The sequence below is a fragment of the Vibrio sp. MACH09 genome (genome assembly GCF_033238805.1).
In the GTDB taxonomy this organism is placed as follows: domain Bacteria; phylum Pseudomonadota; class Gammaproteobacteria; order Enterobacterales; family Vibrionaceae; genus Vibrio.
The window spans coordinates 1,005,483-1,032,112 of sequence record NZ_BSFZ01000001.1 but is presented as its reverse complement, the minus strand read 5'-3'; the positions used below and the strand labels follow the sequence as shown (position 1 = coordinate 1,032,112).

Annotated in this window: 21 protein-coding genes; 7 read left to right on the top strand and 14 right to left on the bottom strand. The window is 42.2% G+C overall.

Annotation, left to right across the window (positions count from 1 at the left end; translation table 11 throughout):
* Window positions 1-25: 25 nt before the first annotated feature.
* From rlmF to CHJ_RS04650, 6 genes are all read right to left on the bottom strand, one after another.
* Complete coding sequence (gene rlmF, locus CHJ_RS04675) at window positions 26-1,063, bottom strand: 23S rRNA (adenine(1618)-N(6))-methyltransferase RlmF (protein WP_317917003.1); 1,038 nt, start codon at window positions 1,061-1,063, stop codon at window positions 26-28.
* Between the two features lie 20 nt (window positions 1,064-1,083).
* Complete coding sequence (locus tag CHJ_RS04670; RefSeq protein WP_317917002.1) at window positions 1,084-1,662, bottom strand: hypothetical protein; 579 nt, start codon at window positions 1,660-1,662, stop codon at window positions 1,084-1,086.
* A 79-nt stretch (window positions 1,663-1,741) separates the two neighbouring features.
* Window positions 1,742-3,892, bottom strand: coding sequence for an AsmA family protein (locus CHJ_RS04665; protein WP_317917001.1), 2,151 nt, complete (start codon window positions 3,890-3,892; stop codon window positions 1,742-1,744).
* A gap of 166 nt (window positions 3,893-4,058) precedes the next feature.
* The gene (gene udk, locus CHJ_RS04660; protein ID WP_171752919.1) at window positions 4,059-4,700 is read right to left on the bottom strand and encodes a uridine kinase; all 642 of its coding nucleotides are present in this window, start codon (window positions 4,698-4,700) and stop codon (window positions 4,059-4,061) included.
* An 83-nt stretch (window positions 4,701-4,783) separates the two neighbouring features.
* Window positions 4,784-6,049, bottom strand: coding sequence for a hydroxymethylglutaryl-CoA reductase (locus tag CHJ_RS04655; RefSeq protein ID WP_171752920.1), 1,266 nt, complete (start codon window positions 6,047-6,049; stop codon window positions 4,784-4,786).
* Between the two features lie 59 nt (window positions 6,050-6,108).
* On the bottom strand, window positions 6,109-7,575 hold the full coding sequence (locus tag CHJ_RS04650; RefSeq protein WP_317917000.1) for a diguanylate cyclase: 1,467 nt from the start codon (window positions 7,573-7,575) through the stop codon (window positions 6,109-6,111).
* 275 nt (window positions 7,576-7,850) lie between these two features.
* Between CHJ_RS04650 and CHJ_RS04645 the strand changes: the two genes are divergently transcribed.
* The gene (locus tag CHJ_RS04645) at window positions 7,851-9,032 is read left to right on the top strand and encodes an MFS transporter (protein ID WP_317916999.1); all 1,182 of its coding nucleotides are present in this window, start codon (window positions 7,851-7,853) and stop codon (window positions 9,030-9,032) included.
* Window positions 9,033-9,084: 52 nt separating this feature from the next.
* Here CHJ_RS04645 and CHJ_RS04640 read toward each other — a convergent pair whose 3' ends face one another.
* The gene (locus CHJ_RS04640) at window positions 9,085-9,744 is read right to left on the bottom strand and encodes an NAD(P)H-dependent oxidoreductase (protein WP_171752923.1); all 660 of its coding nucleotides are present in this window, start codon (window positions 9,742-9,744) and stop codon (window positions 9,085-9,087) included.
* A 293-nt stretch (window positions 9,745-10,037) separates the two neighbouring features.
* On the bottom strand, window positions 10,038-11,102 hold the full coding sequence (apbC, locus tag CHJ_RS04635) for an iron-sulfur cluster carrier protein ApbC (RefSeq protein ID WP_171752924.1): 1,065 nt from the start codon (window positions 11,100-11,102) through the stop codon (window positions 10,038-10,040).
* A gap of 235 nt (window positions 11,103-11,337) precedes the next feature.
* Here apbC and metG point away from each other — a divergent pair, with 235 nt between their 5' ends.
* On the top strand, window positions 11,338-13,377 hold the full coding sequence (gene metG, locus CHJ_RS04630; RefSeq protein WP_317916998.1) for a methionine--tRNA ligase: 2,040 nt from the start codon (window positions 11,338-11,340) through the stop codon (window positions 13,375-13,377).
* 167 nt (window positions 13,378-13,544) lie between these two features.
* Here the strand turns inward: metG and fadR are convergent, their stop codons facing one another.
* A complete protein-coding gene (fadR, locus tag CHJ_RS04625) occupies window positions 13,545-14,384 on the bottom strand; it encodes a fatty acid metabolism transcriptional regulator FadR (RefSeq protein WP_171752926.1) in 840 nt (279 codons plus the stop codon).
* 673 nt (window positions 14,385-15,057) lie between these two features.
* Here fadR and nhaB point away from each other — a divergent pair.
* Together nhaB and dsbB are read left to right on the top strand one after the other, a co-directional pair.
* Window positions 15,058-16,647, top strand: a complete 1,590-nt coding sequence (nhaB, locus tag CHJ_RS04620; protein WP_171752927.1) for a Na(+)/H(+) antiporter NhaB — start codon at window positions 15,058-15,060, stop codon at window positions 16,645-16,647.
* 78 nt (window positions 16,648-16,725) lie between these two features.
* A complete protein-coding gene (gene dsbB / locus CHJ_RS04615; protein WP_171752928.1) occupies window positions 16,726-17,247 on the top strand; it encodes a disulfide bond formation protein DsbB in 522 nt (173 codons plus the stop codon).
* A gap of 121 nt (window positions 17,248-17,368) precedes the next feature.
* On the opposite strand, the gene CHJ_RS04610 is transcribed toward dsbB, so the two are convergent.
* Window positions 17,369-17,959: an SEC-C metal-binding domain-containing protein gene (locus CHJ_RS04610; protein ID WP_317916997.1), complete on the bottom strand. Its 591-nt coding sequence runs from the start codon at window positions 17,957-17,959 to the stop codon at window positions 17,369-17,371.
* A gap of 101 nt (window positions 17,960-18,060) precedes the next feature.
* Between CHJ_RS04610 and dusC the strand changes: the two genes are divergently transcribed.
* Window positions 18,061-19,005 carry a tRNA dihydrouridine(16) synthase DusC gene (dusC, locus tag CHJ_RS04605; protein ID WP_171752930.1) on the top strand — a complete coding sequence of 315 codons (945 nt, stop codon included), beginning with the start codon at window positions 18,061-18,063 and terminating at the stop codon, window positions 19,003-19,005.
* A gap of 82 nt (window positions 19,006-19,087) precedes the next feature.
* Here dusC and CHJ_RS04600 read toward each other — a convergent pair whose 3' ends face one another.
* The 4 genes from CHJ_RS04600 to yfbV form a co-directional block, all read right to left on the bottom strand.
* Window positions 19,088-19,882 carry an ABC transporter ATP-binding protein gene (locus tag CHJ_RS04600; protein WP_171752931.1) on the bottom strand — a complete coding sequence of 265 codons (795 nt, stop codon included), beginning with the start codon at window positions 19,880-19,882 and terminating at the stop codon, window positions 19,088-19,090.
* On the bottom strand, window positions 19,879-20,823 hold the full coding sequence (locus tag CHJ_RS04595) for an ABC transporter permease (protein ID WP_171752932.1): 945 nt from the start codon (window positions 20,821-20,823) through the stop codon (window positions 19,879-19,881). Before CHJ_RS04595 ends, CHJ_RS04600 begins: the two co-directional genes overlap by 4 nt.
* A 124-nt stretch (window positions 20,824-20,947) precedes the next feature.
* On the bottom strand, window positions 20,948-21,913 hold the full coding sequence (locus tag CHJ_RS04590; protein ID WP_171752933.1) for an ABC transporter substrate-binding protein: 966 nt from the start codon (window positions 21,911-21,913) through the stop codon (window positions 20,948-20,950).
* A 404-nt stretch (window positions 21,914-22,317) separates the two neighbouring features.
* Window positions 22,318-22,770 (bottom strand): terminus macrodomain insulation protein YfbV, encoded by a 453-nt coding sequence (gene yfbV, locus CHJ_RS04585; protein ID WP_171752934.1) that lies wholly within the window; start codon window positions 22,768-22,770, stop codon window positions 22,318-22,320.
* 324 nt (window positions 22,771-23,094) lie between these two features.
* Between yfbV and CHJ_RS04580 the strand changes: the two genes are divergently transcribed.
* Window positions 23,095-24,291, top strand: coding sequence for an acetate kinase (locus tag CHJ_RS04580; RefSeq protein WP_171752935.1), 1,197 nt, complete (start codon window positions 23,095-23,097; stop codon window positions 24,289-24,291).
* A 102-nt stretch (window positions 24,292-24,393) separates the two neighbouring features.
* Window positions 24,394-26,529, top strand: coding sequence for a phosphate acetyltransferase (pta, locus tag CHJ_RS04575; RefSeq protein ID WP_171752936.1), 2,136 nt, complete (start codon window positions 24,394-24,396; stop codon window positions 26,527-26,529).
* Window positions 26,530-26,630 lie beyond the last annotated feature (101 nt).

Below are 26,630 nucleotides of genomic sequence, written 5' to 3'. Positions count from 1 at the left end.
ACATGACTTGATTAACGGACAATTATCACTTCTTTTCTTCAAACCATTTTTTTCGATCCGCCGTATCTTTAAAGGTCCAAGCAATAAAGCGACTGACTTTCTGACCTTGGCTCATCTCAACTATTTGTATCTCTTTTGCGGCTACTTTTTGTAAGTTTTTCTTCATACCTCTGACATTATCTTTTTTGGACACTAAGGTAGAAAACCAGAGCACCTGCTCAGCAAACTGTTTGCTTTCAAACGCCATATTTTTAATAAATGCAGCTTCTCCACCAGCGCACCATAATTCAGCTTGCTGACCACCAAAGTTGAGCCCCGACTTAGGATTGTTCTGTTGTGCCCCCTGTTTACCACGCTTAACCCGGTTAGCCGCTAAATTAACCAGCTTTCGCTTAGTACCTTGTTGCGCTTCTTGTAACGACTTATGAAAAGGAGGGTTGCACATGGTGATGTCATAAAACTCATTCGGCTGGATAATATTAGTAAACAGGTGACGACTGTTACTTTGCAAACGGCATTCAACCTTCCCCTTAAGTACCCTATTGCTTTTGACTATGGAATTAACAACCTTGACGGAAACAGGATCCACATCACTGGAAACATAACGCCAGCCATAATCCACGGCTCCAACAATCGGATAAACACAGTTAGCCCCTACCCCAATATCCAGCGCTTTAACCAATGAGTGTTTTATATCTTCACACTCACTGATTAATAGATCCGCCAGCCTATGAACATAATCGGCTCGACCGGGTATAGGAGGACAAAGATAATTGTCCGGTATATCCCAAGTTGTCAGCTGATAAAAATGAGAGAGTAACGCTTTATTGAGCAATTTAACCGCAACAGGATCGGAGAAATTGATGCTCCAGTCCCCTTTAGGATTTTTGATCAGGTGCGACTTTAAGGCAGGTAGCGATTTAACCAAAGCAACAAAGTCATAACGTCCTATATGTTTATTACGGGGATGCAATCCAACGTTATTACTAATAGTGACAATTTTACAATTTGCTGAGCCCACTTTAGCAGCCGGCGTTCTAGAGTGTTGTTTAGCGTTGTTCATATAATGCGTCTGCCTAACGTCTACAGCGATGATTTAATTTGAGCTTTCAGTTGCCATAGATGTTCAATGGCAACCATATAATCTGGATAGTCACAAAAGAACTCGCGTTGTTGTTCTGTCATCTCATCCAGTTCACCCTTAAGCTTCCAGTAGAGAGTTGACGTGTGCAGCATGGCTGAGAGAGGCTTATAAACAAATTTTTGATACAAGTCAGCCAGACTCTCTTCCAACTGATCCTGCTGCTCTTGATGTTCTACCGGAGTCTTAATGTTGGTAATAAAAAGTAGATACTCTTCACTTGTGGTCAAACTCTCCATGACCGGCTTATTCTCTTTTGCCAACAGTTCCAGCTGTTGATTAATTAACATCAACCAGCTCTCTTTCGTCAAATCGTCCTGCTCAACGTGAACAAAATCATTAGCAATCTTTTGTTCTACTCTCTTTTGTGACGTTTTGAGTACCTTTCGTACTGCTTGAAACGGTAATTGATACTGTTTGCAAAGCTCAATAATAAGTGTGTGGAAACCACCACCGGGAAGGTGAAGGTTCTCTTTAAAAAGTGCTATCGCACGCTTCTGCTTTTCGGTCAACTGACTCATTTTCAGTACTTATTCCAATATCTGTTCCAAAATAGTAAAGGAGCATTTCTGCTCCTTTAAATAACCAAATGACAGCGGCTTAGTTAAATAAGCTTTTTAACAGCTGCTTGGTACTGTCATCTTTAATTTTATCATCCAGAAGTTTATTCAGCTCTTTTTCTGCTTTTTTCTCTAGCTGCTTCTTCTTCTCTTTCTCTAATTTCTTCCACAACTTATCAAACTCTATTTCATATTGTGGCTTGGCCCATTGACCATATAGATGAACAGGAATAGTAATGTCTTTTAGCTCGTTAATATCCTTACCGCCTTGCCCTTCTAACGAGCCGACGAGAGAGGTATCCAAGTTCATGTCCATGGTCTCTTCAATATAGTTGACCTTACCCTCACCATGAACACGAAGTAGAGGAGAAGAAACCGTTAGATCATTCGTGGTCATCTGCCCTTTAGATAGCTTCAACGTTGCTTTCATCGCACTAAAGTCTGTTTTTTGAGACTCTTGAGCACTTTGTTCAACCGTCTCTCCTTTGATCTTGGCGTAATTAACGCGAATGATCTGCGCAATATTGATGCCATTTACCGCACCATCCGCAAAGTTAATTTTGACCACACCGGCTAAATTCTTCTTCAGCCCAGTTGGCGTCAAACTCATACCTTTCACATTGACATCAATATTCCCGGTACCTTCCACCATGTTGTTATCCACTGCGTCTTTTAATAGAGGTTGTACTTGTACACCCACTATTTTTTTCTTTGCCCAGTAACTGGCGGGTGACTTACGAGCATCTAACTGTGCTGATGCCGAAATCGAACCTTGATATAAGTTGGAAGTGAAAGAGTTTAAATCTACAACACCACGATCAACAGCGAACGAAGTCGTAACCTTCTGCATACGCACATTATTCGCTTTAAACTTATCTATGGTCACTTTACCCTGAATATCTAGGGTTTTAAGTGCCGATAAATCCGGTTCGACTTCTTGTTTCGGTGCAGTTGCTCCCCCCTCTTTTTGACCACTGCCACTACCACTATCTGTTGGTGCAGGTTGAGAGGCGGTTTTGTTTAAACCTAAAAACGCATCTAAATCAATCTCTGGGCTATGAAGCGAAAATCGAACTTTAGCAATCGTCGCCAATTGTACTGTCGCACTGCCATCTAGCTGAATGGCATTTAAAGCCAATTTGTTCAACGTCAAGGCAATAAACTGCTTGTTCAAATCAAAGCTAAAAGTAGACTCACCAACAATCTTCATTGGAGACTGCGGCAATGATGCCCCTTTTAGCTCCGTATTTAGCTGCATGTTTTCCAGAAGTACTCCGCTTATCGCCTTATCAATCATAAGGTCGGACGTTAACGACATATCAATATCTAACTCAGCCGCCTTACCTTTCACTGCCAGTTTCAACTTATTGACTTGATCGAATACAAAAGTATCTAAGTGAATAGAAGCATTGGAAATCGATGTAGTTGGATCCTCAAATGTGGCATCAAAAGCGATGTTTCTTAGTTGATAATTGGCCAAGTCTTTGGATAAGGTAAATTCAGCCAATCCTTTCGCGGTAAAAGATTGCTCGTTATTATTGCCTTTCGCTTCAAAATTAACCGTCGTCCACTGATCAAATACAAACTCAGACACAGATAGACCAACATCATATAACTTGGTATGACTGCCTTTTGCGTCATCGGTTATTTCGAGTAAAGCATTGGTAATGGAAATACCGGCCAAGTTAATATCCCACTGCTGGGTATTAGCCACAGTATCTGTGCTCTTTGCCGCTTCAGCTGGTGCAGACTCTACTTTCGGCTCAGCAGCATTTGTGCTGCTAGCTGTCTCGGACGATTTATTGCTCAAGGCATCTAAATTGCTTCGTCCATCTTTTAAAGTCTCTAAATAAATTTCTGCGCCATCCAATGCCACATTACCGATCATCAGTTGCTGGCTAAATAGCGGAAGTACCGAAACATCGACGCCAATCTCGCTGATTTTTAATAGATTGTCATTGCTAAACCCTTGCGGGTTTTTTAATTCAGTTTGACCTAGTGACAAACCAACAGATGGAAAAAATCGCCAACCTATATCCCCTTCAATCACCAAATCCAGTCCAGTTTGTTTCTTGGTTTGCTCTACAATAAGAGGCTTGAACTGATTGGGGTCGACAAATAAAAGAAGGGCTGCAATAGCGATAACCACCGCTAATACAGGAATGCCTATAATGAGAAACAGTTTTTTCATTGTTTTATCCCTGCTAAATGAAAATAACGTATAGCTGAAGAGTTGTAATTGCTATAACGAATCAAACTACTAAGACTAAAAATGGCACATAAAGTGCCATTTTTTCAATAAGGTATTGTACTTTTTTATCTTAATTGACAAAAAATCAATCGAAACTGCCGTTCAATTAAGACTTAAGCAACTTAGCGATATGCGCTTTTAGCACATCTATAGCAATTCTATTTTTACCACCACGAGGAACAATAATGTCTGCATATTGTTTAGACGGCTCGATAAACTGCATAAACATTGGACGTACTGTTTTCTGATACTGCTTCAGTACCGACTCCATTGTTCTACCACGCTCTTGTACATCGCGAGTCACACGACGCAATAAACAGATATCCAACGGTGTATCCATAAAGATCGATGCATGCATCAAGTCACGTAAACGTGGATCAGTTAACAACAAAATACCTTCTAAAATAATCACTTTTTTAGGAGTCATCGTCACCGTATTATCGGTACGAGTATGATCGGTATAGCTGTACTCCGGCACTTCAACTGAATTACCTGCAATAAGTTGTTCAAGATGTTGGCAGAGTAAGTCATGATCCAGTGCACTTGGATGGTCATAGTTGGTTTTGACGCGTTCATCCATGCTTAGATGACTTTGATCTTGATAGTAGCAATCTTCCGTAATGACACCTATTTGATGGTCACCTACTTTTTCAAGCAACTCTCCATAAATAGTACTGGCGATTAAACTTTTTCCAGAAGCCGATGCGCCGGCTATGCCGACAATGACGCATTGATTATTTTCAGACATGATTCGCACTTGGTGATGGTTGAATAAACCGCCCGATTATAAGGCCTTCGATAGCGAGTTACTAGGATTTGTATCAAGAGATTTCAGCTTTTTCTCGCTAATTTATGATGAGCGCGTGAAAAGTGTCCAGCACAGAATGCTCCTACTATTGATAACTCACCAGCCAAACAGAGTGCAGCACATACTTCTGCTAACGCTTGTGACTTTCCTTGGCCATATAAGCCCATCAATTCTAAACACGCTTTCTGGCTTGGTAACCCCGTTCCACCACCTACAGACCCCACCATTAAGTTAGGTAAAGTCACGCTGGCGTATAGATCACCATTGCGATCCACTTCCATTCGCGTCATGCCTATAGCAGATTCCGCTACACACGCCGCATCTTGACCACACGCTATATAAAAAGCGGCGAGCGCATTAGCATAGTGTGCGTTAATACCAATTGTGCCACTTAGTGCACCACCAACGGTGGTCATCAGACCAAACTGCATCATTTTTTCCGGCGTGGTATGAAGATATTTTTGGATTAATTTAGCTGGAATATGGGCTTCAGCAGTCACTTTTTTGCCGCGTACACTTCGCAACGTTTGGCTATTGGCTTTTTTATCACCCGACAAGTTTCCATCCAAGAATGCGTACTCTGGCTCCACTGGCGTATTCGCCAAAATAAACTCAAATACCGCGTTGGTGGCGATGGTCACCATGTTTTGCCCTGAGGCATCACCGGTCAAAAATTCGAAGACTAAGTAAACATGATTGCCTTCAATATTGATATTGACATCGGTTAGTTTACCGTGTGATGTTGTGGACTCGGCAATCTGCTTAAATTGATCATATTGATTAACGGCCCAAGCAACAAATTGTCCCGCTTCTGCTAACCCATAAAAAGCAAAACCGGGAGTTCTCGTTACTCCCTCATTGAGCAACATAGCGCTCACACCACCCGCTTCAGTTAACAGTTTCGCCCCACGATTATAAGAGGCCACTAACGCCGCCTCAGTCGTTGCCAATGGAACCAAAAAGTCGTCTTTGGCGAATAGACCATTTACTCTTAAAGGCCCAGCAAGCCCGACAGGAACTTTCACCGTTCCAATAAAATGCTCGATGTTTCTGTAATAAGCGTCAGTTTGCTGTTGCGTATGAGGATCAAGCAGCTCTGCTTTTGCTGGTAAGTTATCCAACACTTGCCAGCGCCGTTCAAGATTCTTTTCTGTTAAAAAAGGACTTGGCGTTAACTTGTTGTGAACGGGCTGGAACTTACCAGATAAAGTTTGTTGCAGTTGTTCTGAGGTGATTCCATCACCGAGAATGGATACATAGTCACGACGATGCAAATCAAGTTTAGACATAGCACTATAAGATTAAAAATTTTTGCTGATTCTACCGACTTATCATCGGGACACAAGCGTTAGCTCACCTTAACTTGGTTACGCCCCGACTGTTTCGCCAGATAAAGAGCTTCATCAGCACGTTTAAATATCTCCTGCTGATCCAGCCGTTCATCTCGCACAGTAAAACAGCCAACGGAAACAGAATAAGGTATCTCTTCGTTATCAGACAGATAAGGACGCCTTTGTAAATTGCTACGAATTCTATCGCCAATAGCAAAGGCATCCGCTTCATTGGTATTTGGCAGCAAAATAGCAAACTCTTCCCCACCAATACGCGCTAAGTAATCCACACTTCTAAGCACCTGTTGGCACAACTGCGTAAAATGACACAGCACCTTGTCACCAACATGATGTCCGTAATTATCGTTGATACGCTTAAAGTAGTCTAAATCCATAAAGATAAGAGAGAAAGAGTGCTTATTTTTCCTGTATTCAAGGATATGTTGATAAATGAGTGAATCTATCTTTCTGCGGTTTAGAACACCAGTCAATGGATCCGTCGAGGCTTCATACCGTAATCGCTCTTCTTCTTCTTTTCGTTGAGTGATGTCCAGCAATATTCCGGCGATAAAATCCCCTTTTTTCTGTGGATTCTTATCCACCGTTGCCGACACTTCTACCCAACGCTCATCTCGGCTCTCCGTGGCTATTTTTAAATCACATTGAAACGAGTCACTTCCTGAGCGAATAAATTGACGAATAGCATCAAAAAATACACATCTGTAGTCAGGGTGTATCAATCTCAGCCACTGTCTAAAGGAGAACTGTAAGTTATGGTGTTTCTCTGGAGTACGGCTTAACAGCTCTGAAGTACACCATAAATGTCCCCTACGAATATCCAGTTCCCACGCACTAAAAGCGGTGATTTTCTTTAATACCTCAAGTTGTCTTGTCTTCGCACTAAGACTGTCCCGTAATACCGCACCAGAAATCAGAAAACTGGCGGTTCGCAATAACGCAATTTCACTAGCCGACCACTGATAGTCTCGCTCGCAATCATCAAAACCTAATGTTCCCCACCACTTATTCTCCACGAATATCGGAATAGTGAGCATAGATAAAATCCGCTGACCTTCTAGATAGGTTTTTAGCCAGGTATCAGGTAACAGACTTGTGGTGACATCTTGATATTCACCTCGCATCCGACTTTCGATTAACGATTGATATTCTGGCTCATTTCTATTGGACTTAAAGCGATTAAAGCTGGGTAAACCGATCTGCACATATTTCTCGTCTGACGCCCACTCAAATACATAATCCTGCAGAACAAATTGCGCTTGCAACTCGAGAGTTTGAAATATCCATACACGGCTTACTTTGGTGATTTTGCCAAGATCTTGCAAAAGTGCGTTAACGCCTTCTGGCCATCCTCTACCTGTGGTGAGATCTTCAGCGCTGCGGGCTATTGCCGCCAGCAACTCATTTTCTAGATTATTAGCTTGAGCGTGGTCTAAATTGTCAAAGCTACCTGTCTGGATCGTCATACACTCTCTATTTAACTAAAATGTCGAAAAGGCTTTCCGTTATCTCTTTTGAGCTGAAGCCACTTTCTTTCATTAAACTCACCTTCTTCCATTGAACCCATTGATACCACTGTGAGTCCTGCACCTTAAGGTCACTTGCCTATATTCTAGTACCAATATAAAAAAAGTGTGGTTATTAATGCATAAACCGATTATAAGTGAATAAGAATACATTTACGAATACGTATAGTTATTACTTCACCTTAGTTCGGGATAACAAAGCAAAAAGGATTTCGATGAATCGTAATGTCTGGCTTTTATCACTTTGCCAAGCTCTATTAATGACGGGAAACATATTGCTTGTTTCTGTTATCGGTTTAATTGGTAAAGAGATATCCCCAAGCCCAAGCTTGATAACCCTACCCGTTGCTCTACAGTTTTTAGGGCTAATGGCCGCAACCATTCCAGCCTCATTGATCATGGGAAAAATAGGTCGAAAACGCGGGTTTAGTATCGGTAATCTTGTTGGCATTTCCGGTGCTTCATTAGCCACCTATTCTCTGATGAACCAAAACTTCTTTCTATTTTGTTGCGCCACTTTCTTATTAGGTATCGGCATCGGCTTTGGAACCCTATACCGTTTTGCCGCGATTGAAGTCTGTGATCAAAGTGCGCGACATAGAGCGATTTCTATCTCTATGGCTGGCGGAGTCCTTGCCGCCATGCTGGGACCAAACCTCGCTATCTACTCGCAAAACTGGTCAGATAATGGACTCTATGTCGGCGCATTTGCCTGTTTGGTTCTATTAAACATCATCGCTTTAGCGGTTCTACAAACCATTAATTTTCCCAAACAACATAAAGAACACAGCAACGAAAAACCGGATGATCTAAAAACGATCATCCTCCAGCCAAATTTTCTCGTTGCGGTATTCGCTGCCATCGTTTCCTATGCAGTAATGAATATCCTGATGACCGCTACACCATTAGCGATGATTGGCTGCGGTTTTAGTTTTACTAAAGCAGCAGGGGTCATCGAATGGCACGTACTTGGCATGTATGTGCCCGCCTTTTTTACGGGTAGGCTGATTGAAAAATATGGTGCCAGAACCATGATACTGATGGGCGGCATTCTGTTTGTCTGTTGTGTTGCCATTAATATCCATGGTCAGTCAATTTGGCATTTTAAGACCGCACTGGTACTACTAGGAGTCGGCTGGAACTTTATGTTCATTGCCGCAACAGGATTATTCAGCCAATCGTATTCGGTACATAACAAGTCAAAAGCTCAGGCCTTTAATGAGTTTTGTGTCTTTAGTTGCGTTACCGTTACCGCGCTGCTTTCTGGTTGGCTAGAGTCAACCATCGGCTGGCAGAAACTAAATCTTTATGTGCTACCTTTTGTTATTGCTGTAATAGTCGTATTTATACGACAAGTAAAAAAGGCTAGGTTTGAAGCTAAAGCCACTAAAACCTAACCTTTTCATTTAGCTTGCAGCTAAAGAATAATTTGCCACTGTAAATTGATATTTATAGCACGGTAATTACATCGTCCATCGCTAAACGCGCTTTTGGCAAACCATGGTTATAATCTTGCTCATCTTTGTGGTAACCCATGGCTAGTGCCACGTCACACACATAGCCATCTAGCTCATCTTTAAAAATTTCGCCAATCAGCTCAGAGTCAACACCTTCCATTGGAGTAGAGTCAATACCCAGCCTAGCCAGCACATGCATGGTGTTACCTAATGCAATATAAGTCTGAGATTTAGTCCAGTTGCCGTTAAAGCCACTCTCATCTGTGTTGGCTTCAACAAAAGTAAATGCACCGTTTAACATGGTGTCGAACATATCTTGTGGTAAGTGACCTGAGGTTACTTCTGCATCAACCACTCTCTTATACTGCTCTTTATCAAAACGAGGATTATGAGCGAACAAAATGGTATGCGACGCTTCTTTAGCATGTGGTTGATTAAACTGATGCTTGTTAGCAAACGTGTCGTGAAAACGCTGTTTAGCCGCATCACTTTCAATGATAATAAATTTCCATGGTTGAGAATTAATAGAAGAAGCAGATAAACGAATCGCCTCCTTAATCACATTCATATCGTCTGCTGAAATACGTTTTTCTGCGTCATATTTTTTAGCGGTATAGCGATTATTAAGATCTTGAATAATTTGATGAGACACCTTGCTCTCCTAGTTACAATTTTAAAAATAGCGCGCTCAGTTTTATAAATGCCGTTATGCGCGAATTGCCTTTGCAACAGATAGTATGAGAAATACTAAAAGAGAAAAAGTGCCAAAATAGACAATCATTATGGACATATACATCCATAATAACTCTCTATGACCGCCGTCTTTACAGGTTTTTAGTAGTAGAAGTAGAGAATAATAGAAATAGAGAATAGTAGAAAAAGATTGCAGAGAGATGGAACAACAGAGGGGCCGAATGTTTAGCCGCACTCTGTTCTATTTCATCATTAACTAAGGTCGGTTAAAGGTATCCTGACTGGCTTCGCTTTTCCTGTCCAAAATAATTGGCTAGCTATTTGCTCCGCTAATGCCATATATATATGTGAATGCTCACTATCTGGACGAGATACCACTGTTGGTTTTCCTTTATCAATATCCTCTCGCATACTGATATGTAATGGCACCTGTGCGAGCAATTTTGCTGAAAATTCCTTGGCCATTTTAGCAGCACCATTGGAACCAAAAATATGTTCTTTCTCACCACAATGACTGCATATGTGATAACTCATATTTTCAACAATACCTAATACTGGTACATCAACCTTGTCAAACATAGCGAGCCCTTTGCGAACATCAGCTAATGCAAGATCTTGTGGCGTCGTCACAATAATTGCGCCAGTAACCGGTATGTTTTGAGACAAGGTTAACTGAACATCGCCCGTACCCGGCGGCATATCAATCACTAAGTAATCAAGTTCTGGCCAGTCAGTTTCATTAAGCAACTGTCCTAACGCTTTAGATGCCATAGGACCACGCCAAATAGCCGCTTCCGACTTATCAACAAGGTAACCAATCGAGTTAGTGTGTAGACCAAAAGATTCAATCGGGATCATGTACTGGCTATCACGAACATCTGGTGTTTGATCTTCTTTCCCCAGCATCATAGGAACAGACGGACCATAGATATCCGCATCCAGCAAACCAACACTTGCTCCTTGCGCTTTTAACGCTAATGCCAAATTCACGGCAGATGTTGACTTACCAACACCTCCTTTAGCAGACGTAACCGCGATAACATTTTTAACCGTTGCCAGCTCTGATTTAACCTGTGTCTCCATAGCAACCACATCAGTGACCAAGCGGATAGAGGAACTGTCTTCGGCTTGACTGTCTAACCAATGTTGCAATGACTCCATCAAAGAGTTCGATACAAAGGGAATTGAAATTAAAATCTCACCACTTTTAAGTAACTTAACAACGCCATCATGCTCACTCCAGTTTTCAATTAACAACGGATGTTGAAACTGATTTAACCAGTGACATAACGTCTGCTTCGAATCAAATGTAGCCATGTTTCTCACTCCTAGCTTAGGGCTGCTACTTTTATGTAAACGGTTGACGGTGTTCCATGCTAACACCACCACGACATGATCAAAACCATTAATATATTAAGGAGATTAAAGCCGACTCAAGCATCTGAAAACTATTTTTTCACCCAGTTTGGCGCTTTCCCTTCTTGGAGTACGCTTGCTCATAAGGTAGTATTGGTTCCTATTTTCTTCTTCCAACTAAAGCGAATTATTAAGTATGGCAACTGATCCAAGAAAACTTTTGGTAACTTGTGCCCTTCCGTACGCTAACGGCTCCATCCACCTAGGACATATGCTTGAGCATATTCAGGCAGATATTTGGGTACGTTATCAGCGACTAAGAGGCAACTCGGTAAACTTCATCTGTGCAGACGATGCTCACGGCACACCAATAATGCTAAAAGCACAGCAGATGGGAATAACACCAGAAGAGATGATCGCTGCGGTAAGTGAAGAACACCAAAAGGATTTTGCTGGCTTTGATATTAGCTTCGATAACTATCACAGCACGCACAGCGACGAGAACCGTGAGCTGGCATCACTTATTTATCTTCGCCTAAAAGAGAACGGCTTTATTACTAGTCGTACTATCTCTCAACTGTTTGATCCAGAAAAAGAGATGTTCTTACCGGACCGCTTTGTAAAGGGAACTTGCCCTAAATGTAAGTCTGAAGAACAGTATGGCGATAACTGTGACAACTGCGGTGAAACTTATAGCCCAACGGATTTAATCAATCCTAAGTCGGCGGTTTCTGGCGCAACACCAGTAATGAAAGACTCTGAACACTTCTTCTTTGATCTGCCACAATTTGAAAGCATGCTAAAAGAGTGGACTCGCTCAGGTTCATTGCAGTCGGAAACGGCGAACAAAATGCAAGAGTGGTTCGAATCAGGATTGCAGCAGTGGGATATTTCTCGCGACGCACCTTATTTTGGATTCGAAATTCCAGGAGAGAAAAATAAGTTTTTCTATGTTTGGTTAGACGCGCCTATCGGCTACATGGGTTCTTTTAAAAACCTATGTGACAAACGTAGTGATCTCGATTTTGATGAATACTGGAAAAAAGACAGTGCGACAGAGCTTTACCACTTTATTGGTAAAGATATCGTTTATTTCCACAGCCTATTCTGGCCTGCCATGCTAGAAGGCGCCGGTTTCCGTAAACCAAACAATGTGTTTGTTCATGGTTATGTGACGGTTAATGGCGCAAAAATGTCCAAGTCAAAAGGCACCTTTATCAAGGCTGCGACTTATCTAGAACACCTAGACCCTGAATGTCTGCGTTACTACTATGCCGCTAAGCTAAATAGCCGTATCGACGATTTGGATCTAAACCTAGAAGACTTTACTCAACGCGTAAACTCTGACGTGGTTAACAAGATTGTTAACCTAGCCTCACGTAATGCTGGCTTCATTAGCAAACGCTTTGACGGCAAGTTATCTGCGAATTTCGCTGAACCAGAGCTTTATCAAGAGTTTGTTGCTGCTGCTGATAATATTGCAGAACTTTTCGAAAGCCGCGAGTTTAGCCGCGCCATTAGAGAGATCACCGCATTAGCGGATAAAGCAAACCAGTATGTCGATGAAAAAGCACCTTGGGTTGTTGCTAAGCAAGAAGGTCAAGATCAACAGCTTCAAGACATCTGCTCTGTGGGAATTAACTTATTCCGCGTATTAATGACTTACCTAAAACCAGTAATGCCAGAGCTTGCTAGCCGTACAGAAGCTTTCCTAAATCAAGAGCTGACTTGGCATGCTATCGCAGAGCCATTAACCGATCATGAAATTACTAAGTTTAAGGCTTTGTTTAATCGCATCGATCCGAAGAAAGTGGAAGCCATGGTTGAAGCATCAAAAGAAGATGCAGCAGCGGAGAAAGCGGCTGTTGAAAAAGCGGCTGAAACAGAACTTAGTAAAGATCCTATTGCCGATGAAATTGAGTTTGATGATTTTGCAAAAGTAGATTTACGCATTGCTAAAATTATCTCTTGTGAAGAAGTGCCAAAAGCCAACAAGTTATTAAAACTTCAGCTGGATATTGGCGGTGAAACTCGTCAAGTATTTGCTGGTATCAAATCTGCCTATAAAGCTGAAGAGCTAGTTGGAAAACACACTGTCATGGTGGCAAACCTGAAAGCACGCAAGATGAAGTTTGGCATGTCTGAAGGTATGGTTTTAGCCGCTGGTCCTGGAGGTGAAGAGCTGTGGATTTTAGAACCTCATGAAGGGGCTAAGCCAGGAATGCGTGTAATGTAATCCTATTACTCTGCGATTTAAACCACTTACATCTGTAGGTGGTTTTATTTTGCAGTCGCTCTTTATTAATACTAAGAGTCTTAATTAATACTGAGAGCCCAAAAGCAGAAAGCCCGCATACCATAAGGTTGCGGGCTTTTTTATTCGCTACAGAAAATCAATCAATATTAATGATCATCTTCTGTAAAGTCGGTCGGTAACGAAAGTTTCATTTCGTTCCAAATCTGTCCACTCGCTAGACCGTAGCTTCTGATCACCAATGGCAATTTATCTCGATCGCCGTTTTGACACACTTCTAGCAGCTCACTGTAAAAAGAGAGAGCCAGAGAGCGTGATTCAGGATTGGAGAAATAGAAATTTCCAACACGGTCATACAGTTTTTTCAATCCATTAAATATCAAACCATAAATCTGGTTACCGGAATGGAATGCCAATCTCTGGAACAGCATGTAATCATAAAAGTTAAACGTCTTAGCGATTAGCATCGATTGACGTTTTTTCTCATCTTTCTCGCCATCGTCTTTTATCATTTGAGAAATCTTCTCACCATAAGGTGACGTCGCGATAAAAGAATCCCAAGACTCTGCTGCCAACAAACTTTCACACGACTCGATAACACTCTGAATAGTGCGCTCAGATGTCTCTTTATTGGCTTTAAATGCGTAGCGCATAAAAATTGGACTAATGTTAGAACGTGCCGCAAGTAAATCTTCAACAATGCCAGTGGCATTATCTGCATCCAAGGTCATCAATGTATCTAAAATATGCAGACCAGAGGTCTCCATAAACTGATTCACTTTGGTTGGTTTGCCATGTTGAATTGTCAACCAGCCATCTCTTGCTAATCTTTGAAGGACTTCACGCAGCGTAGTACGTGTTACTCCGATAAGTTCTGACAGCTCACGCTCTGCTGGTAAAATGGAACCGGGTGCAAAGCGACCATTCCAGATACTTTCAATAATGTATTTTTCTGCAAATCCTGCTGGACTTTTTGCCTTAATGACCATGTATTAATTTATCCGAATCGTTTTTTTAAGGTCGAATGACTCATCATACCACTAGTTATATACTCAAGTAACCTCAAGATGCTTGTTCTGCGAGAATTTATTGACTTCTAATCAAGGCACTGATTTGAAGCCATAGTTATTCTACGGTAAGAATCCGTAACACAGAAAATGAGCAGCGCAACACATCTCGTCTTGGTAATAAAATCAGTAATCAAATTTTTATCTAAATATATTAATTCAGTCACATTTTGAAACATCTTCAGCCTCGCTATTTCGCCATTATGCAACCAAGCAACATCAATGTAACCAACTGATTTTATTGCAACTATTATCGAAATCTAACATCTCGGTGTGTGAGCTAACATAACCTTAAGAAATTTGTAAGAATTCGTAACCTTCCATGCTATGCTATGCGCGTTTTGTTTGTGGTATTAGGAAAATTTTACGTCTTTAAGAATTTAAATGAGTCAAATTCTTAAAAATGGAAGAGCCTAATCGGATAGTAATAAACAAGACATGGAGTGTTTGCCTATCTCGATAGTACTAGTTATAAATACCGCTTTTAAAGCTTCATTTATAACCGCAAAGATGTTGTCCATAATGGATTGGTTTAAATAATAACAACTAAACGCAAGCATACTTTACGTAAATTTTAAATATTAAGAGTATTACCATGCCGATTTCACTCGGAAACGCTTTTATCAAGAACTTTCTTGGTAAAGCACCTGACTGGTACAAACTTACCATTGTCGCTTTCCTAGCTATTAACCCAATTGTTTTCTTTTTATTTGACCCATTTTTTGCCGGTTGGTTGTTGGTGGTTGAATTTATCTTCACTCTCGCTATGGCCCTAAAATGCTACCCTCTTCAACCGGGTGGTTTGCTAGCGATTCAAGCCGTTGCCATGGGGATGACCTCTCCTGCGCAAGTGATGCATGAAATTGAAGGTAACTTAGAAGTATTATTACTACTGATCTTTATGGTCGCTGGTATCTACTTTATGAAACAGCTATTGCTGTTTATCTTTACCAAGATATTACTGGGCATTCGTTCAAAAGCGCTGCTTTCTGCGGCTTTCTGTTTTACTGCTGCCTTTCTTTCTGCGTTTTTAGATGCATTAACCGTAATTGCCGTTGTTATAAGTGTCGCGGTTGGTTTTTACTCTATTTACCACAAAGTGGTTTCTGGTAAAGGTTCAAGCTCGTCTCATGACCATACGACTGACGAACACCTCTCTGAACTGACGCGTGATGACTTAGATAACTACCGTGCATTCTTGCGTTCTCTATTAATGCACGCAGGGGTAGGTACAGCACTCGGTGGTGTAACTACTATGGTTGGAGAGCCACAAAACTTAATCATTGCGGATCAAGCGGGTTGGTTATTTGGTGAGTTTATTATTCGCATGTTGCCAGTGACGCTACCGGTATTTATTTGCGGCATGATCACGTGTGTACTGGTTGAGAAATTTAAAGTCTTTGGCTACGGCAAAGAGCTACCGGAGCATGTACGTAATATTCTCAATGACTACGATACGGCAGAAAAGAAAAAACGCACCAAACAAGATGTTGCCAAATTATATGTTCAAGGCGCTATCGCTATCTGGTTAATCGTTGGCTTGGCACTGCACCTTGCAGCGGTTGGCTTGATTGGTCTGTCTGTCATTATCTTAGCAACGGCATTCACTGGGGTAATCGAAGAGCACTCCCTTGGTAAAGCATTTGAAGAGGCACTGCCCTTCACCGCACTACTGGCGGTGTTCTTTGCTATCGTTGCGGTAATCATAGACCAGCACCTATTTGCGCCAATTATTAACGCCGTGCTAGAGATGGAAGGTGATGCTCAGTTAAGCATGTTCTATCTCGCTAATGGTGTTCTTTCTATGGTTTCAGATAACGTGTTTGTTGGTACTGTATATATTAATGAAGTGAAAACAGCATTGATTGAAGGACGCATCACCAGAGATCAGTTCGATCTATTGGCTGTCGCCATCAACACAGGTACAAACTTACCTTCTGTCGCGACACCAAATGGACAAGCTGCATTCCTATTCTTGCTGACTTCAGCCTTAGCTCCACTGGTACGTTTATCTTATGGCACCATGGTTTATATGGCACTGCCTTATACCATTGTGTTGGCGGTTGTGGGTCTATTTGGCATTGCCTACTTACTCGACCCTATGACAGCATGGATGTACGACATGGGTTGGATAACGCACCATATCGCGACAGCGGCGGATGCGGTAAGTTCATCTGCACATTAATGGTTGCACTAATACATTGAACTAATTAATAATTAAAAGCTCTGAATTATCAGAGCTTTTTTATTTAGGACGGAAATTGTGAATTTTTTACACCCTGTTAAGTTGTTCTCCAAATCGCGACTCTCTTGGTTTCTACTTTTTCTTTTTAGCTTTTTCTTCTTATTGTGTGCGCTCTATTTTCAGCACGGCATGAACCTTGAGCCTTGCGTAATGTGTATATACGAACGCGTGGCCATGATCGCCATTGGCTTTGCTGCTCTGCTGGGTATGATTAAACCAAACAACACCTTTTTCCGCTGGGGAGGGTTAATTGCATGGGGCGCTTCCGCTTATAAAGGCCTAACATTAGCAATGGAACATGTGGGCTACCAAACGAATATCTTTGCCACTTGTGAACCGTTACGATTTCCAGAATGGGCGCCGCTAAATAAGTGGGTTCCTTGGTACTTTGAAGCACCGGGAAATTGCAGCGAAATTGTCTGGCAGTTTGTTACGCTCTCAATGCCACAATGGTTGGTGATTATCTTTGCTGGAAACTTAATTGCCCTAGCGATAGTGGTTATTGCACAGTTTACAAAAAGCCGTCGCCTATTCAGTTAAGCAATTGCCGGTAACTCGGTTTAATATCTCTATAGCAATAAACAGAAAAAGACGTAAATGGGATTATCCATTTACGTCTTTTTTATAAGCCATTTAGCTACTTAGCTACTTAGCTACTTAGCTACTTAGCACAACACTGTTTAAACTTTTTGCCACTACCGCAAGGGCAACTGTCGTTACGACCAACATCTTTATATGGATTAACACTTTTCACCTTGCCCCCCACCATTAACTCGTCTGCCGCTAACGCCACTTCCATGATCATGCTATCCAGTTGTGGAACCATATCACCCAGTGAAGGTGGTTGTTCAATACCTGCTGACTTCATCTCAGATTGTGTCTGTTGTTCATCGATAACAAGCATAAAAGTCGTAAGCAAGGCTTGCAGCATCCGCAACGCCCCGTCATTTAAATTCACATCATGGTATTGAGGCTCAATACTAGGCCATACTGTCAGAAAGCCTTGCGAAAATGCCAACAAAGCTTCTTCATCTAAATCCCCAATGCAATACTCACTACGCTGTAACAGATTGTGTTGCTGGTTTATATGAGGTACCAGCAGAGCGGTAACTTCAGCACTTTCAACACCAACATCCAAGCACCATGATTCTGGCGATAATGGTTTTACTGCTAAATTGGACGCCAATACTGCCCCTTCAAGAAAAACCGCAGACTCTCCCTGCCAATCTTGAGGTAAGGTTAATAACTTCATACTAGATTACTTAATAATGTTTAATGTGCAGAGTATATCAGACTTGGGTTTAATAACATTCCTAGGTACAATGCCCGCCCACATTTAAGCGAGTTATAAACATGCGAGTCATACTTGGCCCTATGCAGGGCGTACTTGATCACTTAATGCGCGAGATTCTTACCGAGATCAATGACTATGATCTCTGCGTGACTGAATTTGTGCGAGTTATCGATCAAAAATTACCTGAGCATGTGTTTACCCGCTTATGCCCTGAGTTAAGCACTGGAGCAAAAACGGCTTCCGGCACTCCGGTTCATGTTCAATTGCTTGGTCAAGAGCCAAACTGGATGGCAGAAAATGCCATTCAAGCTCAAAATCTAGGGGCTAAAGGCATTGACCTCAACTTTGGTTGCCCGGCAAAAATGGTGAATAAAAGTCGTGGCGGCGCGGCGCTGCTGAAAGACCCTCAACAAATCTACAAGATAGTAAAAGCTTGCCGAGATGCTGTTGATGAACAAATTCCTGTCAGTGCAAAAATTCGCCTTGGATGGGATAACCCGAACGACTGCTTTGAGATTGTTGATGCGATAGAACAAGCAGGCGCAGATGAAATAACCATCCACGCGAGAACCAAAGCTGGAGGTTACAAAGCCGACCAAATAAAATGGAGTTACATAAAAGAGATCAAACAACGCACATCCGTACCACTTATTGCGAATGGTGAAATTTGGAATTACCAAGATGGTCAGGCGTGTATTAACACAACGGGGGTTGATTCTCTGATGGTCTGCCGCGGTGCATTCAATGTTCCTAACTTAGGCAACGTTGTTAAGCACAATCATCAAGCGATGAAATGGCAACAAGTCGTGGCGCTGTTATTACGTTACTCTCAATACGAAATTAAGGGTGATAAAGGCTTATATTATCCAAATAGAGTAAAACAGTGGTTAGCTTACCTGCGTAATGAATACCAACAAGCCGATGATCTTTTTCGAGATATTAGGAAGTTTAACAAGGCCGCCCCTATCGTGGCACATATTGAGCAGTATCAAGCACAAATTTAGTATTTAACCGCCTTGTTGATAACGCCACCCCGCCATTAAATTGGCGAGGTAAACATGGGCACTAACGCCCATGTTTAAGGTTTTAATTAAGCAGCAGGCTATCGTCTGCCAACTCTTCGCCTCTTACTTTCGAGAACATCTCTAATAAGTCAGGCACACGCATATTAGCGCGTTGATCCCCTGCCACATCCAGTACAATTTCTCCCTGATGAAGCATAACGGTTCTGTCCCCACACGCGAGTGCATCTTTCATTGAGTGAGTAACCATCATTACCGTCAAGTTAAACTCTTTAACGATCTTATTGGTTAAATCAATGATAAACGCGGCCATGCGCGGATCCAGAGCGGCGGTATGTTCATCCAAAAGAAGTAACTTACTTTCGGAAAGCGTGGCCATCACTAAGCTGACCGCTTGACGTTGTCCGCCAGACAGCAAACCAATGTTGTCCCCGAGCCTATCTTCTAATCCTAGGCCTAATATACTGATTCTTTCCTGAAAGAGTTTACGTCTTTTACTGGATAAACTGTGATGCCAACTGCGACGTTTCCCTCGCATATAAGCGAGAGCCATATTCTCTTCTATGGTTAAGTCTGCACAGGTACCCGCTAAGGGGTCTTGGAATACTCTGGCGCATTGACTCGCACGTTGATCCACCGTTTTACGTGTCACGTCTAGATCATCAATACGTACCTTTCCGCCTACCATAGGCGTTTCACCCGTTACAGCCCCAAGCAAGGTTGATTTTCCGGCCCCATTAGAACCAATCACCGTTAAAAACTGGTGTTCTGGAACTTCAATAGAGACGCCTCTTAATGCTCGGTTTTCTAAAATGGTACCAGGATTAAACGTAACCTGAATATCGTCTAAATGGATCATGCTACTTCTCCTGATTGTTTAGCCTGCTTAGATACAGCATCACTCTTTGCCGGCTTTGCCACCTTTTTTGCTTTGAGGTTTCCTTTTACTTTTGGCGCGATCAATGCCACCGCCACCAACACCGCAGTGACTAAATTTAAATCTGATGCTTGCAGACCAAACATGCCAGAGCTCAATGCAAAGGCTACCGCTAGACGGTAAAGCACCGAACCAACAATAACTGCCACTACCGCAATCCAAATCTTGCGGCCGGGAATAATAGTCTGACCTAAAATAACAGCGGCGAGTCCAACCACGATGGTTCCCACCCCAGAGGTAACATCAGCAAAACTATTGGTTTGAGCAAATAACGCCCCCGCGAAACCAACAAATGCATTGGATAATGCCAAACAGAAATAGGTATAAAAAGAGGTACTTGCACCTTGAGAACGCACCATTCGTGCATTAACACCAGTGGCCCGCAGCCCTAGACCAAAGTCGCTATTAAGCAGTCGAACTATAAATATCGCGGAAAGTAATACCAAGATACCCACCACCAACGGGCGAATATAGACCGTATCACCGAGAGATTCGAATGGTGTAAGAATGGTATCGGAACCCAGTAGAGCAATATTTGGACGCCCCATGATACGGATATTAATAGAGAACGCCGCAATCATAGTGAGTATCGATGCCAGTAGATGCAGGATGCCACACTTAACAGCTAAAAATGCCGTGACTAATCCAGTCATTGCGCTTGCGAGGATTGCTAACAATGTAGCGATCCAAGGGTCAATACCGGCAACAATAGCAGTGGCGGCTACCGCGGCTCCCATTGGAAAACTACCATCCACCGTAAGGTCAGGAAAGTCCAACACCCTAAATGTTAAATATACACCGAGGGCAACTAATCCGTAAATCAGTCCAATTTCCAGTGCGCCAAAAAATGCAAAAGCAGACATACCTACTCCTTCTCTGCTTACTTCAAATCACTCGAACAACATAAATATCGAGTTATTTATTTAACTTAACCGCCCCAAATTAGGGGCGGTTAAGGTTGTAGCTTGTCGCCATAAAAAATGACGTTTACTTAATCTCTGTTGCACGGTCCAGAACAGACTGCGGGATAACAATACCAAGCTTGTCTGCGGCGGTTTTGTTGATCACAATATCAGACCCTTTCGCAACGCGTACTGGAATGTCACCCGGATTTTTTCCTTGAAGAACATCAGCAACGTAATCGGCAGTTTGCACACCAATTTGGTAGTAATCAAAACCTAGAGCGGCAATAGAACCGGCATCAATGTATGTCGTCGTCGCAGCAAATACAGGTGTTTTTGCTTGATTCGCAGCAATAGTCATACCTTCAATAGCACTTGCAACGGTATTATCAATCATGGCGTAAATGACGTCAGATTTTGCAGAGATAGCTTGTGTCGCACTCTGTACATCTGCACTTTTCAGTGCTGTAGCTTCAACCAGTTCAAGACCGTGTTTCGCTACACTCTCTTTAAGCAGCGTCATTAAACTAATTGAGTTAGCTTCACCCGGGTTATAAACCACACCGACTGTTTTTATGTTTGGTAGAATCTCTTTCATTAACTCTACATGCTGCTCAATTGGAGACAAATCAGAAAGGCCCGTTACATTCTTACCTGGTTTTTCTGCGTTACTGACCAATTTAGCGCCCACGGGATCCGTTACGGCAGTAAATACGATTGGGATGTCACGAGTAGCGGAAACAAGTGCTTGCGCTGTTGGAGTGGCAATACCAACCAAAACATCGGGTCTTTCACCAACATACTGACGTGCTATTTGCACCGCAATGGCAGGATTTCCCTGTGCTGTTTTGTAATCAAATTCTAAATTCTTACCTTGTTCATAACCTTTGGCTTTTAGTCCATCAATTAAGCCTTGGCGAGTTGCATCTAGAGCTGGGTGTTCTACAATTTGAGAGACAGCCACTTTCACGGTTTTTGCAATAACACCTGTAGAAGATAGCAATGCTACTCCAGTCAAACATGCCGTTGCGATAATTCTGCTTGCCTTCATCTTAACTCCTTGATCAGCAATTTTTTAGTTTCAATCCTGCAAATAAACTTTTTTATTTCTCACGTTGTACGCATTTATTTACGATACGTAAACATTTTTACCAGTATCAGCCTCAGAATGGAAGAAGCTTTTTAAATTATTGTTAAAAAATAGAGGATTTACTCGGTAGATTGACAGAGAGGGTGAATAAAATAGTGGATAATTATTCATTTTCCATAGGTTATGCCTTTAGAGACAAAGCAGCGATAAGCAAGAAAGGGACGATAAAAAAACCAAAAAAGAAAAGAGTCTCAGTAGAAAATTCACATCAATAAAAATTCAATGCAGCCGTATTAAAAACAAAAACAGGACGCCTTAGCGTCCTGTTTTTCGAATCTTAGCAATAATACCGATTACTCTAATACTTAAAACCAGCGTTCAAGGGCATTTTTATCAAGTTGACGAAATGCTCGGTTAAGGATGACAGCCAGCTCTTTATATCTCGGTTTGGCTTTAATGGGCTCTAATGCAAAACCTGTCTCAACGATTTTTTGATGCAGCTCTCTGTACCAACCAGCTAAAGCCGGTGGCAAATTTGTATTGGCTCGATTACCTAACCACCACATACCCTGCAACGGCATACTTATAGCGAATATAGCAATAACAATTGCTTGCGGCATAGCCTGCATGTTTTGAAAACTCATCTGCACAAGCACACTTATTGCTGCTACTGCAGGCATCACCTTGATACCAAAACGAGTTGCTTTAATTATGCGTTGTTCTGGAAAAATAGGAGACAACTCTTTACGCATCGGCCAAATATCCATGTATTTTTGCCCGTTTCTCAAATTTTTTACCAAACCAGACTCACTACTCATTAACGCCCTCTTCACTAAAAAAAAGTTGAATCATTCAACAAAAACTATAAAAAACTTGATGAAAGTTAATATTCCTTCAAAAAATTTTTGTTATATTGGCCTATAATCGCTATCCTTTGCAGACCCTTAATGTCATTGTTGACTTTATTTCTGAATATAGCAACCAAATGACATTTTTTAGCAAGGAATGCTGCCAGGATCACAGTTATGCGATCTTGTTTCATATAAAGGATATAATTTTTATAACCAAGAAAGTAGCAGGTTTATGACCCCTTCTACTATTCTTGAGGTTGATTTTAACCCTTGATTAGCAGGTAATCACTCATGTCCAAGCTGGTTTTAGTTTTAAACTGCGGTAGTTCTTCTCTTAAATTCGCTATTGTTGATGCAGAAAACGGTAACGAACACCTTACAGGTCTTGCGGAATGTCTTCACCTTCCTGAAGCCCGTATCAAGTGGAAACTTGATGGCAAGCACGAAGCACAATTAGGCGACGGTGGCGCTCACGAGCAAGCTCTATCTTTTATCGTAGAAACTATTCTAGCTTCTAAGCCTGAGCTATCTAACGCGCTAGCCGCTGTTGGTCACCGTGTAGTACACGGCGGCGAGAAATTTACTCAATCAGTATTGATTGACGAAGATGTCGTAAAAGGTATCGAAGATTGTGCCGCACTAGCACCACTTCATAACCCAGCGGCTATCGTTGGTATTAAAGCGGCTCAAAAAGCATTCCCGGGCTTACCAATGTCTGCTGTATTTGATACCGCATTCCACCAAACAATGCCTGAAGAAGCATTCCTTTATGCTCTTCCGTATGATCTATACACAGATCACAGCATTCGTCGTTACGGCATGCACGGTACTTCTCACCTATTTATCGCTCGTGAAGCAGCAGAGCGTTTAGGCAAGCCAGAAAACGAACTAAACATTATCAACTGTCACCTAGGTAACGGTGCATCAGTTTGTGCTATTAAAAATGGCCAATCTGTCGATACTTCAATGGGTCTAACTCCTCTTGAAGGTCTGGTAATGGGTACTCGTTGTGGCGATATCGACCCTGCTATCATTTTCCACCTGCATGACACGCTAGGTTACTCTGTTGACAAGATCAACACCATGCTAACTAAAGAGTCTGGCCTACAAGGTCTAACTCAAGTAACGTCTGACTGCCGTTTTGTAGAAGACAACTACGGTGAGAAAGAAGAAGCCACTCGTGCAATGGATGTTTTCTGTCACCGCCTAGCAAAATACGTTGCTGGTTACACTGCCACTCTTGAAGGTCGTCTAGACGCTATCGTATTTACTGGTGGTATCGGTGAGAACTCTGCACCTATTCGTGAAATGGTTCTTAACCGTCTTGGCGTATTTGGCATCGAAGTTGATAGTGAAGCTAACCTTAAAGCTCGTTTCGGCGGCGAAGGTACTATCACTACTGCTGACAGCCGTGTTCCTGCATTAGTTATCTCAACCAACGAAGAGTTGGTTATCGCAGAAGACACTGCCAAACTAGCAAACTTATAAAAATGACTGGCTAACGAAAGTTAGCCAGTTTTGTTTTAGGGCTCAATAAGTCATTCCTAATATCCATTGAGCCATCTCCCTGTAATTAGAGGTACTCTACACATGTCCCGTACTATTATGCTTGTACCAATTAGCGCTGGTGTTGGTTTAACCAGTGTTAGTTTAGGTGTAATTCGCGCGATGGAACGAAAAGGTGTTAACGTTTCTTTCCTTAAGCCTATTGCTCAACCGCGCCACGGTGGTAACCAACCAGACTTAACGTCTACTATCATCAACGCTAACAGCGATATTAAAACAGCAAGCCCAACACCAATGCACGAAGCTGAATCTTTGATCGGCAACGAGAAAATGGATGTATTGCTTGAATCAATCGTTGAGCGTTACAACCAAGTTAATGATGCAGAAGTCACATTAATCGAAGGCTTGGTACCAACACGCAAACACCCATTTGCTAACCAAGTAAACCAAGAAGTTGCCAAAACTTTAGGTGCTGAAATTGTTTTTGTTGCGACTCCGGGTACATATAATGTCACTCAACTTAGAGAACGCATTGAACTAGCTGTTTCTAACTTTGGTGGTGCCAAGAATAAGAACATCTCTGGTGTGATTATTAACAAGCTGAATGCACCTGTTGACGATGCTGGCCGTACTCGCCCTGACTTGTCAGAAATATTTGATGAAGCAGATGCAGCACAGCAAGCTGATATCCGTACAATGGAAATCATCAACAACAGTCCTATTCGTGTACTTGGCTGCGTACCTTGGAAAATCGATTTAATCGCTACTCGTGCGATCGATATGGCGAAACACCTAGGCGCCGAGATTGTTAGCGAAGGTGATATGATGACTCGCCGTATTAAGAGCATCACTTTCTGTGCCCGTTCTGTACCACACATGATAGAGCACTTTAGAGCTGGCTCACTGCTAGTGACTTCTGCAGACCGTCCTGATGTTATTGTTGCAGCAGCCCTTGCCGCAATGAATGGTGTTGAGATTGGTGCAATGTTGCTTACTGGTGGCTATGATCTTCCTGTAGAGATTCAAAAACTGTGTCAACGCGCCTTTGATACTGGCTTGCCTATCTTCAAAGCAGAAGGCAACACATGGCAGACGTCTCTTAACCTTCAAAGCTTTAGCTTAGAAGTACCGGCTGATGATAAAGAACGTATCGAATACGTTAACGACCACGTAGCAAGTCACATCGATGGCCCTTGGATAGACTCATTATCTGAAGGCAGCGAAGGTATACGCCGTTTAAGCCCACCAGCATTCCGTTACCAGTTAACTGAGTTTGCTCGTCGTGCAGCTAAGCGTATTGTTCTTCCTGAAGGTGATGAACCACGTACCGTTAAAGCAGCTGCTATCTGTGCAGAGCGTGGTATTGCTAACTGTGTACTTTTGGGTAACCCTGAAGAGATTCGCCGCGTTGCAGAACAACAAGGTGTTGAATTAGGTACAGGCGTAGAAATCATCGACTCTGATGCCGTTCGTGAAAAATACGTTCCTCGTCTTGTTGAGCTTCGTGAGAAGAAAGGCATGACAGAAGTTGTGGCTCGCGAGAAACTAGAAGACTCTGTATTCCTTGGTACCATGATGCTAGAGAATGATGAAGTCGATGGGTTGGTTTCTGGTGCAGTACACACCACTGCCAACACGATTGTTCCACCATTCCAGATCATTAAAACCGCACCAGATGCTTCGATTGTTTCTTCGGTATTCTTTATGCTGTTGCCTGATCAAGTACTTGTTTATGGTGACTGTGCAATCAACCCAGATCCAACCGCTGAACAGCTAGCGGAAATTGCCATTCAATCGGCAGATTCAGCTGCAGCATTTGGCATTGACCCACGAGTAGCCATGATCTCTTACTCTACTGGTGAGTCAGGTAAAGGCGCTGATGTTGATAAAGTTCGTGAAGCAACCAAACTTGCTAAAGCAAAACGTCCTGATCTCGTCATTGATGGTCCACTTCAGTACGATGCTGCCATTATGGAAAATGTTGCTGCTTCTAAAGCGCCAAACTCTCCTGTAGCAGGTAAAGCGACTGTATTTGTATTCCCAGACCTAAATACCGGTAATACTACTTACAAAGCCGTACAGCGTTCTGCTGACCTAGTCTCTATTGGTCCTATGCTTCAAGGTATGCGTAAACCTGTAAACGACTTGTCTCGTGGTGCATTGGTTGACGATATTGTGTATACCATCGCATTAACAGCCATTCAGGCCGATCAAGCTTAACCTCTGCACTGTTAGTAACATAACGTTCAGTGAACACGAAAACGGGACCATTAGGTCCCGTTTTTATTTGCAAATAGCTCAGTCGTTAGTTAATGACCAAA